Here is a 14,115-nt window from a genome sequence, read left to right as displayed (position 1 = left end):
GTGACGACCAACGTTCGTCACCCACCGGGGGTGGGTCGTCACTACCGTCAGAGTTCGCCGCTGGCTACTTTCTGCTGGATCGCTGAAAGGTAATCGTCCAGTTCCTGCTGGGAGGCGAAGACCTCTTCCACCGGGACGGCTTTGACCAGTTCGAATACCTTGCGCACGCCCGGGCGGGGCTGCATCACCAGCAGGCGGCCGGCGTGCGGGTGCAGGGCCTTGCGCGCGCGGAAGATGGAACGCAGGCCGGCGCTGGATATGTAGTCCAGCCCGGCCAGGTTGAGTTCCAGGATATGGGTGCCGTCGTGCAGCAGCGGCGCCAGCGCGGCGTCCAGTTCGGCATGGGTGCTGCCATCGAGCCAGCCGGACAGGAACACGCGCTGGTACGGGCTGTCGCCGGGATCGATACGCAGGGTCAGGCGGGACATGGGCAACTACTCCTTGCGCGCTGCGGGGGGCAGCAGCAGAAGATGGACGTGATTGCTGCCATCGCGACGGCAGTACTCGATGTGGTCGCTCAGCGAGCGCACCAGGTGCAGACCCCAGCCCCCGATGGCGCGGCGTTCCATTGCCGCATCCAGGTCTGGCGCGGGCGCAACGGTGGGGTCGAATGCCTGCCCGTCATCGCGCACGTCCAGTGCGAGGCCATCCTCATCCAGGGTCGCGGTGACGTCGAGAGTCACATGCGACAGCACGCGCTGATAGGCCATCGCGTTGGTGCCCAGCTCTTCCACCATCAGCCGCGCCACGCCGATGCGCGCGCTGTCCACCTGCATGCTCTGCAATCCCGCCACCAGGCGCTGCAGCAACTCGGCCAGGCCATCGGCGGTGGCCGCCGCACTCAGCCGCAGTGGTGACCACAGCGCCTGCCGCCCCACGCTGACCAGCGCCAGGTCGTCCGGGTTGCCGGCGCCTTCGCAGAAAGCGTGCAATGCGTCCACCACGCGGGCGCACACGCGGCGGTCGTCGGGTTCGGCGGCCACCACCGCGCGCAGCCGCTCCAGCCCGAACCAGCGCCTGCGCGGACACTGCGCCTCGCTGATGCCGTCGGTATAGGCCAGCAGGTAGTCGCCCGGCGCCAGCAGCCCGCGCGCGCACGGGTAGTCGGCATCGGCACTGATGCCCAGCGCCGGGCCGCTGTGCATCGCCGGCACGCGCACGTGGCCATCGGCCTGGCGCAGCAGCGGTGATTCATGGCCGGCGCTGGCCAGTTCGAAGCGGCCGCTGGATACATCCACCACCCCGCACAGCACGGTGGCGAACATGCAGGCCTGGTTGCGTTCGGCGATGTGCCGCCCGGCTTCGGCCAGGATGGTCGGCGGGTGCCGATGGCGCAGCATCGAAGCCTCCAGCACGGTCAGCACGCGGGTCATGAACAACGCCGCCGGCACGCCGTTGCCGGACACATCGCCGATGACGAAGCACAGCGTGGTGCGGTCCAGCTGGGCGATGTGCTGGAAATCGCCGCCAACGTCGCGCGCGGGTACCAGCAGCGCCGCACTGCGCAGCTGGAAGCCGTCGGCCTGCAGGCGCGGCGGCGGCGCCAGCATGCCCTGCTGGATACCGTGGGCGATGCGCATCTCGCTTTCAGTGCGTTCGCGCGCGCTGGCCATCCGCGCGATGGTGTCCATCTGCTGCACGATGGAACGGCGCGCCCCTTCAAACGAACGGGTCAGCTGGCCGACTTCGTCATCGTGGCGTGGCACCGGCAACGGCTGGTGGAAGTGCCCGGCGCTGAACCGGCGCGCGGCGGCGGTGAGCGCTTCCATCGGCTGCAGCAGGCGGCTGGCATGCCGGCGCACCAGCAGCAGCCACACTCCCACCCCCAGCAACCCCAGGCCCACCGCCCAGCGCGCCACATCGCGCAGGTCGGCCAGCAGCAGATCGCGATCGGCCGACAGCACCACCTGCCAGCCGGGCTGCTGCAGCGGGGCGATGCGGCTGAGGAAGCGGGTGCCATCGCTGCCGCGGTGCGCCAGCCCCTGTCCGGGAGCCAGCCCCGGCCGGCGCTGGTCGAACAACGGCGCCAGGTCCGGGCGCAGCTGCAGATACTGCTGCAGGGACATGCCGGGTTCAATTTCCGGCACCGAACTGAGCACCACGCGGTGGTCCGGGCCGAGCAACGTGGCGCGCAGGCCGACGGTCACCGGCAGTTCGCCCAGGTCCTGCTGCAGCCGCGCCAGCGGCACGTCCACGCTGACCAGGCCGGCCGGCAGCAGCTCGCCCGGCAGCCGCAGCGGATTGCTGTAGGTGATGAACAGGCGCCCTTCGGCCTGCGGGTTGGCATACGGCGCCGACCACCACGGGCCACTGGCGCGCAGCGCATCGCGGTACCAGCTGCGCCGGTGCGCATCAAAGCCCAGCTGGCCGCTGCAGGACTGCTGCACGCTGCCATCGCTCAGCACGTCATTGCACGCATAGCCATCGGGCAGGTCGACCACCCGGCCGGGTTCGATGATCACCGTGGCCCCGTCCACGTTCGGGTCGGCCACCACCGCCGCGCGCAGCAGTCCATCCAGCTGGGCGGCATCGAAGGCCTGGCGGCCCAGCGGGGACAGCAGCATGTCGCCGGTGATTTCCGCCGACCGCAGCGAATTGCCCAGGCTGCGCGCGGTCTGGTCGGCCAGTGAACGCAGCTGTTCGGCGGCCTGCTGGTGCACCAGCGTGCGCGCACCCAGATAGAACAGTGTCACCAGCAGCAGCAACAATGCGGCCTGCACAACGCTTGACCACAGCATCAGCCGCGTGCGCAGGCTGCGGCCGGCGGGCCGGGTAGGGGCGGGCGGCGTAGGGCGACCAACCATGGCGCGATCCTTGGTTTTCCGTCCCGGATCAATGGCATGGCCGGGGCGGGCAGGGCAAGGAACCCGGTCCGCTGCGCGCGTAACACCTTGGAAACATTGGCCGGGACAGCTTCGGACAGTCCGCAGGGACACAGGCCATTTACGACCATACGCAGGCGTAGCCAAGTGACGGAAGCCACTGGTGCGCTACACTTTGCGGTCTAGAAATCAATAACAGTCGCGCGCGTGCGTGCGGTAATGGGAGCGCTAATGAACTGGTTGAACGAGCTGCTGAACAACGACCCGAACCCGGTAGAAAGCCAGGAGTGGATCGAGTCGTTGAAGGCCGTGATTGATGTCGAGGGCCCGGAGCGCGCGCATCAACTGCTGGAAGGCATGGTGGAACTGACCCGTCGTTCGGGTGCGTACCTGCCGTTCTCTCCCACCACCGAATACGTGAACACCATCGCGCCGAACCTGGAGGCCAAGAGCCCGGGCGACGCCGACCTGGAATGGCGCATCCGTTCGATCATCCGCTGGAATGCGATGGCCACCGTGGTGCGCGCCAACCGCAAGCCGGGCGACCTGGGCGGCCACATCGCCAGCTTCGCATCGGGCGCCACGCTGTATGACGTGGGCTTCAACCACTTCTGGCGCGCGCCGAGCGACAACCACCCCGGCGACCTGCTGTTCATCCAGGGCCACAGCGCCCCGGGCATCTATGCGCGTTCCTACCTGGAAGGCCGCATCGACGAAGCGCAGCTGGACAAGTTCCGCATGGAAGTCGACGGCGGTGGCCTGTCGTCCTACCCACACCCGTGGCTGATGCCGGATTACTGGCAGACCCCGACCGTTTCCATGGGCCTGGGCCCGCTGGCCGCGATCTACCAGGCGCAGTTCCTGCGTTACCTGGAAAACCGTGGCCTGATCGAGAAGTCCGACCGCAAGGTGTGGTGCTTCATCGGCGATGGCGAGAGCGACGAGCCGGAAACCCTGGGCGCGATCGCGCTGGCCGGCCGCGAAGGCCTGGACAACCTGATCTTCGTGGTGAACTGCAACCTGCAGCGCCTGGATGGCCCGGTGCGCGGCAACGGCAAGATCATCCAGGAACTGGAAGGCGTGTTCCGTGGCGGCGGCTGGAACGTGATCAAGCTGCTGTGGGGCGGTTACTGGGATGCCCTGCTGGCCAAGGACACCGATGGCGTCCTGAAGAAGCTGATGATGGAAACCGTCGACGGCGAATACCAGAACTGCAAGGCCTTCGGTGGCGCGTATACCCGCGAGCATTTCTTCGGCAAGTACCCGGAAACCGCTGCGATGGTTTCGGGCCTTTCCGACGACGACATCTGGCGCCTGAATCGTGGTGGCCATGACCCGCACAAGGTGTTCGCCGCCTACCACCAGGCCGTGAACACCAAGGGCATGCCGACCGTTATCCTGGCCAAGACGGTCAAGGGCTACGGCATGGGCAGCGCCGGCGAGGCACTGAACCCGACCCACCAGACCAAGAAGCTGGACGACGAAGCGGTGCGCCACTTCCGCGACCGTTTCAACATTCCGGTGACCGACGAGCAGCTGAAGGACGGCCAGGTGCCGTTCTACCACCCCGGCCCGGACTCGCCGGAAGTGAAGTACCTGCAGGAACGTCGTGCCGCGCTGGGTGGCTACCTGCCGCAGCGTCGCCGCAAGGCCAGCAAGAGCTTCAACGCACCGAAGCTGGAAACCTACGAGCGCCTGCTGAAGAGCAGCGGCGAACGTTCGTACTCCACCACGATGGCCTTCGTGCAGAGCCTGAACATCACCCTGCGTGACAAGGAACTGGGCCCGCACATCGTGCCGATCGTGGCCGACGAAGCGCGTACCTTCGGCATGGAAGGCCTGTTCCGACAGATCGGCATCTACGCCCCGTTCGGCCAGAAGTACAAGCCGGTGGATGCGGACCAGCTGATGTTCTACCGCGAAGACCAGAGCGGCCAGGTGCTGCAGCAGGGCATCAGCGAGCCGGGTGCGATTGCATCGTGGATGGCCGCCGGTACCAGCTACTCGGTTTCCAACGTGCCGATGCTGCCGTTCTACATCTACTACTCGATGTTCGGCTTCCAGCGCGTGGGCGACATCGCCTGGCAGGCTGCCGACATGCGTACCCGCGGCTTCCTGCTGGGTGGCACCGCCGGCCGCACCACGCTGAACGGAGAAGGCCTGCAGCACGAAGATGGCCACAGCCATCTGGCGGCTGGTGGCATCCCGAACGTGCGCAGCTATGACCCGACCTTCGGCTTCGAAGTGACGGTGATCCTGCAGCACGGCACCAAGGCGATGATGGAAGACCAGGTGGATGAGTACTACTACATCACCCTGATGAACGAAAACTACACCCACCCGGAAATGCCGGAAGGTGCGGCCGAAGGTATCGTCAAGGGCATGTACCTGCTGACCGACGCCGGCAAGCCGAAGAAGAACGAGCTGCGCGTGCAGCTGCTGGGTTCGGGCACGATCCTGCGCGAAGCGATTGCCGCGGCCGAGCTGCTGGACAAGGACTTCGGCGTGACCGCCGATATCTGGAGCTGCCCGAGCTTCAACGAACTGCGCCGCGATGGTTTCGACGTGGAACGCTACAACCGCATGAACCCGGAAGGCGAACAGCGCAAGGCCTACGTGACCGAGCTGCTGGAAGGCCGCCAGGGCCCGGTCGTGGCTGCTACGGACTATGTGCGTGCATATGCGGACCAGATCCGTGCGTTCATCCCGGGGCACTACACCGTGCTGGGTACGGATGGCTTTGGCCGTTCGGATACGCGTGCGAACCTGCGTCGTTTCTTCGAGGTTGACCGGTACTACATCGCGCATGCTGCGATTGCGGCGCTGGCGAAGGAAGGGAAGATGACGGGTAAGGATGTGGCCCGGGCGATCAAGCAGTACAAGATTGATGTGGAGAAGTCGAACCCTGTTGGGGTTTGACAAAGCTTAAATATCAACAAAAAGGCGGCTAAATGCCGCCTTTTTGCAATCGATTCGTCAGGGATGCTATTTATATGATCAGGGTGATCAGTGTTAATTCCGAGAGAGTGCAGCTGCTGCCTGATGCCGTTGCAGAAAATCCGGAATTGAATATTTTCTGCGCGGATTCGATGACCCTGATCGTCGGACCCAACGGCTCTGGAAAACTAGTTTTCTACGGAGCGCAGTTAAATCGATATTCGAGAAAGATTCATTTTCCATTCAAACCGATTCTGATCTTTCGAAAGCCGAAGTTATTTACCTGACGCTATCGAGCTTTGCGAGGCCGATTTTCTCCACTCGTAGCCGTCGCCTCCACGTCCTATATCGGGCGCGTGCAAGTGATGGGTTGGCTATTGATGCGGCTACGCGAAACATATTGCTCAAACTTGGCGTCAAGCCCCAGTACTATCTTCGTTTGAAGGGCGGCGTCCAAGAGGGTACTAAGCTTCTCTTCAAGGGGCTTCAGCAGGCCTTTGAGGAAGACGCCCTTATTGACGATGAACTGCTCCGGATGATGCGTGAAAACGCCAGTTTTGACTCGCCAAGAGATAGGCGCAGTCAGTGGGAACAAGGTTCTAAACTGGGCGAACAGGAGTGGCTGAGGGACCAGATACTTGCTTATGTAGGAATCAGAATAGATGAATTCTTTCGTTCCAACGGGCTCGGAATTTTGGTTTGGGAAGACGCAAAGCTCGACATCTGGCTGCGGGCATTGTCCCTTTGTGAAAAAGGACGACGCGAAAGCTTCGTCGCCACACTGCTGACGGTGCTCATGCTCGCAAAGGACCCGCGAGGTCAGAGAGGGAAATCCTCATACGGAAGCCTGGATAGATTTGTGTCTTTCGTCAATGAGCTGGTCAATTTTCGAAGGAACAACGATATTGATGACATGTCAGCCGATCTGCACACCGTGGGTCAATTCGCCTATCTAGATCCTTGGCGAGAAGGCTATACATCTGAGATCTGTGAACCAGAAATCCGAGAGGCGAGCTCGGGAATGGCTGCTCTGGTAATGCAATTTGTTGAAATCAGAGAGGCTGTAGTAAGAATCTACCGGGAAGGTCGCCGAGACATCTCTCTGGTGTTAATGATTGATGAGGGAGATGTTTTTCTTCACTTGGAGTGGCAGCAGAGGTACATCTCGCTTCTTAACGATTTTATTGCTGAGCTTCGAGGCGATTTTTCCAGCCTATTTTATTCACTCCAAGTAATTATTACTTCTCACTCGCCGGTGCTAATGTCGGATTTCCCAAGGGACTGCATACATCGCCTTCATGATGTTGGAGTCGAGGTCGATTCAAAGCCGATCAGATCATTTGGAGCGCAACTTCCTGACATCGTTAGATTTACTGGAGGTGCGGGTACGGTCGGTGATTTTGCATTTAAAACTATTAGTGAATGGGTCAATATTGGCAGATCCGGTGGAATGGTCAGTCCCTATCACCAAGGGCTCATTGACGATCCAATTTTGCTCGAGCTTTTTCAGCGTGAGATGGAGATAGGAAAAAAATGATCATCTCCATAATGGGGGCTTGGAAGGCGGCACGTGCGTCCCACCTGAAGTACATGCAAAATATAGCCCTTGGTGCGCTGAAGGCTACTGGAACTAGATTGTCTTCAAGTTCATTTCTCTTGAGCTTGCTGGCAGATGACATTGAGACCTTGGCGGTAGGGTCTCCTTCTGAGCTTAGGAAGGTTGTCGAAAATGTACGCCGGGCTTTTTCTCGACCCTTCCCTTGCGGGAACTATAACGAGTTCCTGCTTGAATGCCGACGAATCCTTAATTATGAACGATTTCGCGATGACCGGGATGGCGCTTGGAATGCTTACAGGTTGTGCGCTATGGCGGGAAACTCGATGTGTCCATACTGTCAGCTTGAGGAAACAAAGACGGTTATTCGAGAAGGAGGGGTGGCTGGTATTCGTCAGGAACTAGATCATTACTATTGCCAATCCAAATTTCCGTTTCTCGCGTTATCGCTGTACAACCTAGTGCCTAGCTGCGCGCATTGCAATTCCGCACTGAAGCGAGACAAGAATTTTATTTCATTACCGCATCTTCATCCGTTTGAAGACGATGAGGTGATAAAAATAGATATCGATATTGATAGTTATATGCAAATCATGCATACGCCTACGGCAATCGCCGAGTTCGTTCTTGTTGGTTTGGATAATGGTGATCCGGCAATGGAAAAGTCTATCGCTGCTTCGAAGCGTACCTTTATGCTGAAAGAGCGATATCAAAACGAGGGCGATAAGCTGAGAAATTTTCTTGATCGCTTGCTTATGGTGCGCTGTGGAGATTCAGAACTGCGCCTGGCGATATCATCGAAGGCATTGGATGAGTCGGTCTTCATGAATTTCGATTGTAAAGATTATAAGAATGCTAGGCTGGGAAGTGCCAAGCGCTCACTTTGGGAGCTGGTTCCAAGCGAGTGAAGATTAGACTTTGCGCATAGTGCCCGAGCGCCTTCCGTTGGTCAGCGGGATGCAAGTTTCAAGAGCGGCCCGACGTCGCAAGAACACGAAGCCGAAATGGCGTGTGGTGAGGCAGTTGCGCGGACTGATCTTTAGCTGCACTCCGCGTCGCCGCGATCCTCTTGAAGAGCTAGGTCTAGGTCTGACCATCGCCGGTCATCACGATGCCTCCCTCGTACACGCTTCTGAAACGCGCATTTCGGTCTCATGCTCCCAGTTCAGCGCCGCATTCTGAACCTGGCTGCTAGTCAGGTCGGTGCGTCGGGTGATTACTGACTGAGAGGAGAAGGTCATGGACATCGTGTCCAGTGAGAAGCGCGCGCTCATGATGTCGGGTATCAGAGGGAAGGACACTAAGCCCGAGCTTATTGTCAGGAAGTATCTACACGCCCGCGGGCTTCGCTACCGGCTTCATGACAAGAAACTTGATGGGTCACCGGATCTTGTGTTCATCCGTCACAACGCAGTCGTCTTTGTCCATGGTTGTTTCTGGCATCGCCATCGCGAGTGCCGATACGCAACGACACCTGGCACGAGGCGCGAGTTTTGGGTCAGCAAGCTTGAAAAAAACCGTACCCGAGACGAGGCATCACAGCGAGCGTTGTTGATGCAAGGATGGCGCGTCGCGGTGGTGTGGGAGTGTGCCCTGCGCCGCTCAAGTGAGACGACGCTGGCTGGGCTCCACGACTTCGTCCTGTCAGATAGATCGTTCCATGAATTCACCTCCGCTCAAGATCCCAGTGCCGAATAGACAACGTCAGCAATCTGTCTTGCCATCCACGGCGGTACTGCGTTGCCTACTTGACGGAATTGAGCGCCCCGAGATCCTTCAAAGAAATAATTGTCGGGGAAGGTCTGAAGACGCGCCGCTTCCCGAACAGACAGGCTCCTAAGCTGCGCAGGATCAGGGTGAATAAAGTAGTGCCCATCTTTCGAAAGATGGCTGGTTACAGTGGAGCTGGGATGCTCCCATGCCTGGACTTTAAATCGATCGACAAACTTGCCACTTGTCCAGTTCTCATGGTTGGGATGCATCGCTTCAGGAAACTCTGAAGCTCCTCGGGGAGCGCGGCCATGGATTCTTGTAAATGCGGACGCATAGCCATAACGGACCAGATCCATCCACATGTGTGGGCGGACCTCATGATTGAGGATGTGCCCAAGTCGCTGATCCAGAAGCCAAGTCCTCAGATGTTCAGGCACATTGTCTGCCGACGCTGCTTTGGGCATGGACCTCCCCCCCGGACCGGCATCTGAGCTCGCCACAAGCTTCGCCTGGTCCTTGAGCTCCCGACTGACCTTCGCATCGTCCGAAAGCTCGGCCGCATGCCGAAGCACTTCACGTGCGGCGGCAGGCCAATCGTCGAACTCGACATTGGTGATCCCGCTTCGGAGCTCTGGCATGCCAGCCAGAACATCCCCTACGCCGTACTGGCCCGCAGCGCGCCGAATCTGGCGTACCGAACCGATCTCGACATCCTCACGAACTCCAAAAAGGACAACGCGGTGACGGGCCTGAGGAACCCCTAGCTCTTCAGCCCTAAGAATGTAACGGCGTCCATCCTCATCATCAAATAGCCCATTCTGCTCCTCAACGAGCGGCAGGATTTTGTACTTCGGCCCATTCCGTCCGCCTGGAGCACGGAGATCTTCCAGAATGCGCGGGAACATGAGCTCGCCGCCCACCTTCGACGACAGTATGCCCTTGACGTTCTCCATTACGAACGCGGCAGGCGAGTAGTTCCTCAGAATCTTCAGGTAGTGCTTGTACAGGAAGTGCCTGGGGTCCTCCTCCGCTTTGTAGCCCACAACGCCGCGATTTCGGGCGCGCCCCACCAGGGAATAGGCTTGGCAGGGAGGTCCTCCGATAAGGACCCAAGGATCGTCCTGTGCACCAACCTCGCGAATACGGGCATGCAGCTCCTTGTCATCAGCAGGCTCGCCCAGTTTCAGCTGTCGTGCCTCATGGCCGGCAGCCGCCCACTGACTCTCCGTCGCATCCGTCCACGGTGCTGCGGCCCGACCGGCAACGTAGTCGTAGTAGCTGGTAGGCGCTTTCCCGGGCGCGAACTGCCTGTAGAAGGCGCGCAAGCGGAGCGTCCTGGCCGCATTGACTTCCATCTCTGCCGAAATGGCGATCTTGAACGGCTGATGCCTGGCGTTTCGAGGTGCCGTGTAGGCAGAAAATCCTTCGCCCAGCCCACCTGGGCCTGCGAAGATGTCAACTACTGGGATGTGCATGCCTGACTTCACAAGGATGAGCAGGGCGCCCATGCGCCCTGGAGCGGCGCCAGGATCGCACGCCCGGGGCTGCAATTCAACCAAAACTAGCTGGCGGGGGAGGATAGGCCCGCTGCTTCCGAAAACACCAATCCAAGCGCCGTAGTCAGCTCATCTTCCTCCAAAATACCCAGCTCGAAAACCTGATACCTCAGCCGCAGAATCTTGATCGCGTGCCGCATCACGCCTTCCATCGCCGCCTTTCCCACGGCACTACTCGACAAGATCCACTGGCGTGCAATCGCTTGCGCAAGAATGGGGTTGCCCCCTATTGATGGACGTTCAAAGATGGCGACATGCGCGTCCTCGGTGAGTGCTCTCAGCAGCCTCCACCGGTCTACGCCCGCGTCCTCACCAAGGTCGAGGGCCCGCGAACGCATGTGGAGGCGCTGGAGTGTGTTACGAGCGCCTCCGTGGAAGCGATCCTCGGTGACGCTGGGAAAACGCCAGCGAGCCACATCAGGGAGAAGCACCGTGGTCAGGTATGCCCAGACGTCATCTCTCAGCCCTTCCGCGCCGGATAGCTCCTGCACAGCAGCGAGCGCAATAGCTGCATCCCGATCAAACTTCGCTCTGACCGTTAGGCCGGAAGAAGAAGGAAATCCACATTCGATAGCCACAGCGCGTATCAAGCCTGCGATCGTAGGCGACGAACGCTGAGCACGGACACCGCCGGTTGCAGCATAGCTCGTGAAGGACGCATGTTCGTTCAAGTAGGCTAAGGCGTCTTCGGACACGAACTCTGGGCCCAGGTCCCTCAAAACGCAGTTCACTCCAACCCGGGACAGTCGCGGTAGTAGATCAACGCTCGTCAAGATCTGTCTCCCATATCCGCCACCGCAATCATTGCGGCATTAAACGCCCCTGGGTCGTTGTGGAGCAGCCTGACCAGTGAGGCGACTCCGCCTTCGTCCGGAAACGCCTGGTGAAGCCAGTGCCGCAGGACTCCGCCGACGGACCCTTCCTCGAACACATCAAAATCAAGTTCATCAGTGTTATGCAGAAGAACGGTGGAGCACATCTGAGCAGCTACGCCACCGAGAACCGCCTGGACGGTGAGGCGCTCGCCCTGCATGAATCGCTCAAGGAAGAGTTCCTCATCGGAGTTCACGTACAGCACCACCTTTGAAGAGAAGTCACCGAAGAGATCTTCCGGGCGCCAGTCCACATACCAAGGTGCGAACTGATGGGGCTTGTCTGCGAACGCCGCTTGAAAGCTGATGGACGAAACAGGGAATCTCGCATTGCCACCGTCCTCGATGATGACATCCAACTCCTCGCGCCACAGTCGGGAGCCCTTTGCAACTGGAGAGAGTTCCGACGCCGAGACAGAGGATTCCAGCAGAATGATATCCAGACGGGCTATCAACTGTGCAGAGAGGGACTGTCCTGGGACGACAACCTCGAACAAGGCCGACGTCGAATCCTTCGAGAGCCGATGGCTGGCAACATTCCGAACCAAGCGGGGAAGATGACCTTGACCAGTACCGATGCTCAACTGTGCGAGCGCCAGCCAGTCCCCGTCTCCAAAGCCAATGGCCGATGATGCAGCCTCCCAGTCGACAGTGACACTACCGCTCAAGGTCAGGTCTCTGGCGTAGTCCCAGTCCTCCAGAATCTCCGTTGCCGGAAACAGCGGCAAGCCCACATCCCCAATATGCCATCCGGTAAATTCGATGGCTTCATCAGGTATGCGAAGGAAAGGGTAAGCGATTCGGCTCATGACTCAACTCCTTCCAGGATGCGAGCCGCAGCCGTAATAGCGGCGCCTTCGACAAGTCTGATCGATGCGGTGATCTGACCCTCTAGAAGGCCCACTGCAAGCGTACTGTCAGCGGTCATCAACCCATGGGAGGGTAACGCGACGCATTGAACCGTGGGAATCAAGTGGTCTGGCACGCCGACCGCATCAATTCCACCGCCGTCAACGACCAGCTTGGGTTCAATCAACACTGAGATGGGGCCCTTGCTTCCATCGTTAAAAAGATCGGCATGGAAGTTGGCAACGCGGCTGCCATCAGGTGCGATCGAAAGGCCAATCATTTCGAGTGCTGTGACGCGAACGCCCTTCTTCACAGAAGCGGAGATGCGCCCAGGCGCGGTCGGTTTCCCTGCGCCACGCGAGCTGACGGGACCGAGGAACTTTCCCATCTGTCCAGAAGTAGCAGCTAGGCTTGGTCCACCTGCATCGGCAGATCGTTCAAGTGATCTGACAGGGACAAAGTTATCCGCCTGAATACGCAAATCGCGCATTCCCACGCGCACCATTGTCTGTTGCCTCCCCTTGGGAAGGTTGTTTGGAACCCAGTCGTCGTGAGTAGGTGGCTCGGCTTGAGCAAATGCCTCCTCTACCTCCGGGTCTTTGGAGCAGACAAAGACCCCCGCCCATTCCAGGGTTGGATCCGGATAGGCACTCCCTCGGATGTACTTGACCACAAGCTCCACCGGCCGCATTACCGCGATGTGGGATGAGTTCGCCAGCACATCGGAGCCACCCGGTGCGCAAAGCGGATGGCGAGGCGCGGATATACCGGGCGCGAACGCAAGGCGGCCAAGGTCCTTGGCTGGCCGCTGCGACTTGATCTTGTGAAGATTGGCGCTTCCAGTACGCACATCCGCCAATGCCCTGCAGAACAAATCAAGTGGAGGGAATGCTTCAGGGCTAGGCACCTCGATCGTTTCGCCGTCGATCTCGATCGTCACATGCAGGCGTCGATCCGCATTCGTCGTCTGTGCCATTCTTGGCCAAAAATTCAGCAGTACACAGGTAACGAGCTCCGGCCCGAGCTTCTCAAGCGAAGAGAAGTCCAACTCTGGATCAAGGATGACAATTGATGTGCCGCTGTCTGTCTCGGCCCGAGGGAAGATGCCAAGTGACTTGCTGAGCGCGATGGCGTTCTCATCTGTAGCAGGAGCAATGCTGTCACCTTCACCAGACATTCCCCACCAATGACGTCCCGTGAATCGCCTGGGTCCTGGGGTCGACGAATCAACGTCGAATGCATCACCCAGATGACACGCCATGAAGCGCCTTACCGGCCGGGTATGCTCAAACGTCTGGCTATCGACAAGGACCAGAGAGCAGGTACTCATTCCATACAGCGAGCTTTTGCCGTAACCGTAGGTACCTCCACCCTGATGGCTATCACGCGCTGCACCAACATTCTTGAGAAAGTTGACGAAGTTCGCTCGCTCATCGGGCGCTGGAGGGACATCGGCTTCGGTTGGCCCGGACAAGCCCACAGTGCCAAAGTCCGCGATCTCCAAAACCCAAAGCTCCTCCTTCTCAGTGGTGTTTTGCAGCGCTTCGCGGGAGGCGAGCCCTTGTGGCAGAGTCGCGAGGACCACCCCGGTCAGGGCAGCTCGCTCTTCGACGCCAAGTCGTCGGAGCCTGATCCTCGCCTGCGGTGCAAAGCCGGGCAGGGTTGCGTCAATGACGTTCTGAAGACTTTCACGAACAAGAGTTTGTAGAAGATCGAGGTTTGGACGCCCGAGCAGACGCTTGAAACCCTCGCCCGCAAGGTTCCCATTCTTCGAAAACGGCTCGCTATAAAGATTCAAATTCATTCAAACA

General features: G+C 59.6%; 11 protein-coding genes. 5 read left to right on the top strand and 6 right to left on the bottom strand.

Translation table 11 applies throughout. The features are described 5' to 3' along the window. Window positions 1-47: 47 nt before the first annotated feature. Both ABB28_RS03805 and ABB28_RS03800 read right to left on the bottom strand, forming a co-directional pair. Window positions 48-428 (bottom strand): STAS domain-containing protein, encoded by a 381-nt coding sequence (locus ABB28_RS03805; RefSeq protein WP_057507357.1) that lies wholly within the window; start codon window positions 426-428, stop codon window positions 48-50. A 6-nt stretch (window positions 429-434) separates the two neighbouring features. Further along, entirely contained in the window at window positions 435-2,804 is a 2,370-nt protein-coding gene (locus ABB28_RS03800; protein WP_083491910.1) for a SpoIIE family protein phosphatase, read from the bottom strand. 249 nt (window positions 2,805-3,053) lie between these two features. On the opposite strand from ABB28_RS03800, the gene aceE reads away from it, so the two are divergent. The 5 genes from aceE to ABB28_RS03790 all read left to right on the top strand — a co-directional run bounded on the left by aceE (window position 3,054) and on the right by ABB28_RS03790 (window position 9,012). Beyond that, entirely contained in the window at window positions 3,054-5,741 is a 2,688-nt protein-coding gene (gene aceE / locus ABB28_RS03795) for a pyruvate dehydrogenase (acetyl-transferring), homodimeric type (RefSeq protein WP_057507355.1), read from the top strand. Between the two features lie 74 nt (window positions 5,742-5,815). Next, a complete protein-coding gene (locus tag ABB28_RS17935) occupies window positions 5,816-6,046 on the top strand; it encodes a hypothetical protein (protein ID WP_152983378.1) in 231 nt (76 codons plus the stop codon). Between the two features lie 83 nt (window positions 6,047-6,129). Continuing rightward, on the top strand, window positions 6,130-7,296 hold the full coding sequence (locus tag ABB28_RS17930) for an AAA family ATPase (protein WP_152983377.1): 1,167 nt from the start codon (window positions 6,130-6,132) through the stop codon (window positions 7,294-7,296). Beyond that, window positions 7,293-8,222 carry a hypothetical protein gene (locus tag ABB28_RS17925; protein ID WP_152983376.1) on the top strand — a complete coding sequence of 310 codons (930 nt, stop codon included), beginning with the start codon at window positions 7,293-7,295 and terminating at the stop codon, window positions 8,220-8,222. Before ABB28_RS17930 ends, ABB28_RS17925 begins: the two co-directional genes overlap by 4 nt. Before the next feature lie 331 nt (window positions 8,223-8,553). Next, window positions 8,554-9,012, top strand: a complete 459-nt coding sequence (locus tag ABB28_RS03790) for a very short patch repair endonuclease (RefSeq protein WP_057507354.1) — start codon at window positions 8,554-8,556, stop codon at window positions 9,010-9,012. Here the strand turns inward: ABB28_RS03790 and ABB28_RS17680 are convergent. The 4 genes from ABB28_RS17680 to ABB28_RS17920 all read right to left on the bottom strand — a co-directional run bounded on the left by ABB28_RS17680 (window position 8,991) and on the right by ABB28_RS17920 (window position 14,108). Further along, entirely contained in the window at window positions 8,991-10,535 is a 1,545-nt protein-coding gene (locus ABB28_RS17680) for a DNA cytosine methyltransferase (RefSeq protein ID WP_083491909.1), read from the bottom strand. The genes ABB28_RS03790 and ABB28_RS17680 overlap by 22 nt on opposite strands. A gap of 53 nt (window positions 10,536-10,588) precedes the next feature. Next, window positions 10,589-11,278, bottom strand: coding sequence for a DUF6339 family protein (locus ABB28_RS03780; RefSeq protein ID WP_152983375.1), 690 nt, complete (start codon window positions 11,276-11,278; stop codon window positions 10,589-10,591). A gap of 74 nt (window positions 11,279-11,352) precedes the next feature. Then, window positions 11,353-12,264, bottom strand: coding sequence for a hypothetical protein (locus ABB28_RS03775; protein WP_057507351.1), 912 nt, complete (start codon window positions 12,262-12,264; stop codon window positions 11,353-11,355). Next, entirely contained in the window at window positions 12,261-14,108 is a 1,848-nt protein-coding gene (locus ABB28_RS17920) for a hypothetical protein (RefSeq protein WP_152983374.1), read from the bottom strand. The genes ABB28_RS03775 and ABB28_RS17920 overlap by 4 nt, the downstream gene beginning before the upstream one ends. Between the last annotated feature and the right edge of the window lie 7 nt (window positions 14,109-14,115).

The sequence above is a fragment of the Stenotrophomonas chelatiphaga genome, from assembly GCF_001431535.1.
In the GTDB taxonomy this organism is placed as follows: domain Bacteria; phylum Pseudomonadota; class Gammaproteobacteria; order Xanthomonadales; family Xanthomonadaceae; genus Stenotrophomonas; species Stenotrophomonas chelatiphaga.
The sequence above is the reverse complement of the archived record's forward strand: the minus strand, read 5'-3'. Positions and strand labels throughout refer to the sequence as shown.

Coding starts and splice junctions, on each gene's coding strand:
- ABB28_RS17935 (WP_152983378.1), top strand. CDS start 5,816: ATGATCAGGGTGATCAGTGTTAATTCCGAGAGAGTGCAGCTGCTGCCT.
- ABB28_RS03800 (WP_083491910.1), bottom strand. CDS start 2,804: ATGGTTGGTCGCCCTACGCCGCCCGCCCCTACCCGGCCCGCCGGCCGC.
- ABB28_RS17920 (WP_152983374.1), bottom strand. CDS start 14,108: ATGAATTTGAATCTTTATAGCGAGCCGTTTTCGAAGAATGGGAACCTT.
- aceE (WP_057507355.1), top strand. CDS start 3,054: ATGAACTGGTTGAACGAGCTGCTGAACAACGACCCGAACCCGGTAGAA.
- ABB28_RS03805 (WP_057507357.1), bottom strand. CDS start 428: ATGTCCCGCCTGACCCTGCGTATCGATCCCGGCGACAGCCCGTACCAG.
- ABB28_RS17925 (WP_152983376.1), top strand. CDS start 7,293: ATGATCATCTCCATAATGGGGGCTTGGAAGGCGGCACGTGCGTCCCAC.
- ABB28_RS03790 (WP_057507354.1), top strand. CDS start 8,554: ATGGACATCGTGTCCAGTGAGAAGCGCGCGCTCATGATGTCGGGTATC.
- ABB28_RS17680 (WP_083491909.1), bottom strand. CDS start 10,535: ATGGGCGCCCTGCTCATCCTTGTGAAGTCAGGCATGCACATCCCAGTA.
- ABB28_RS03775 (WP_057507351.1), bottom strand. CDS start 12,264: ATGAGCCGAATCGCTTACCCTTTCCTTCGCATACCTGATGAAGCCATC.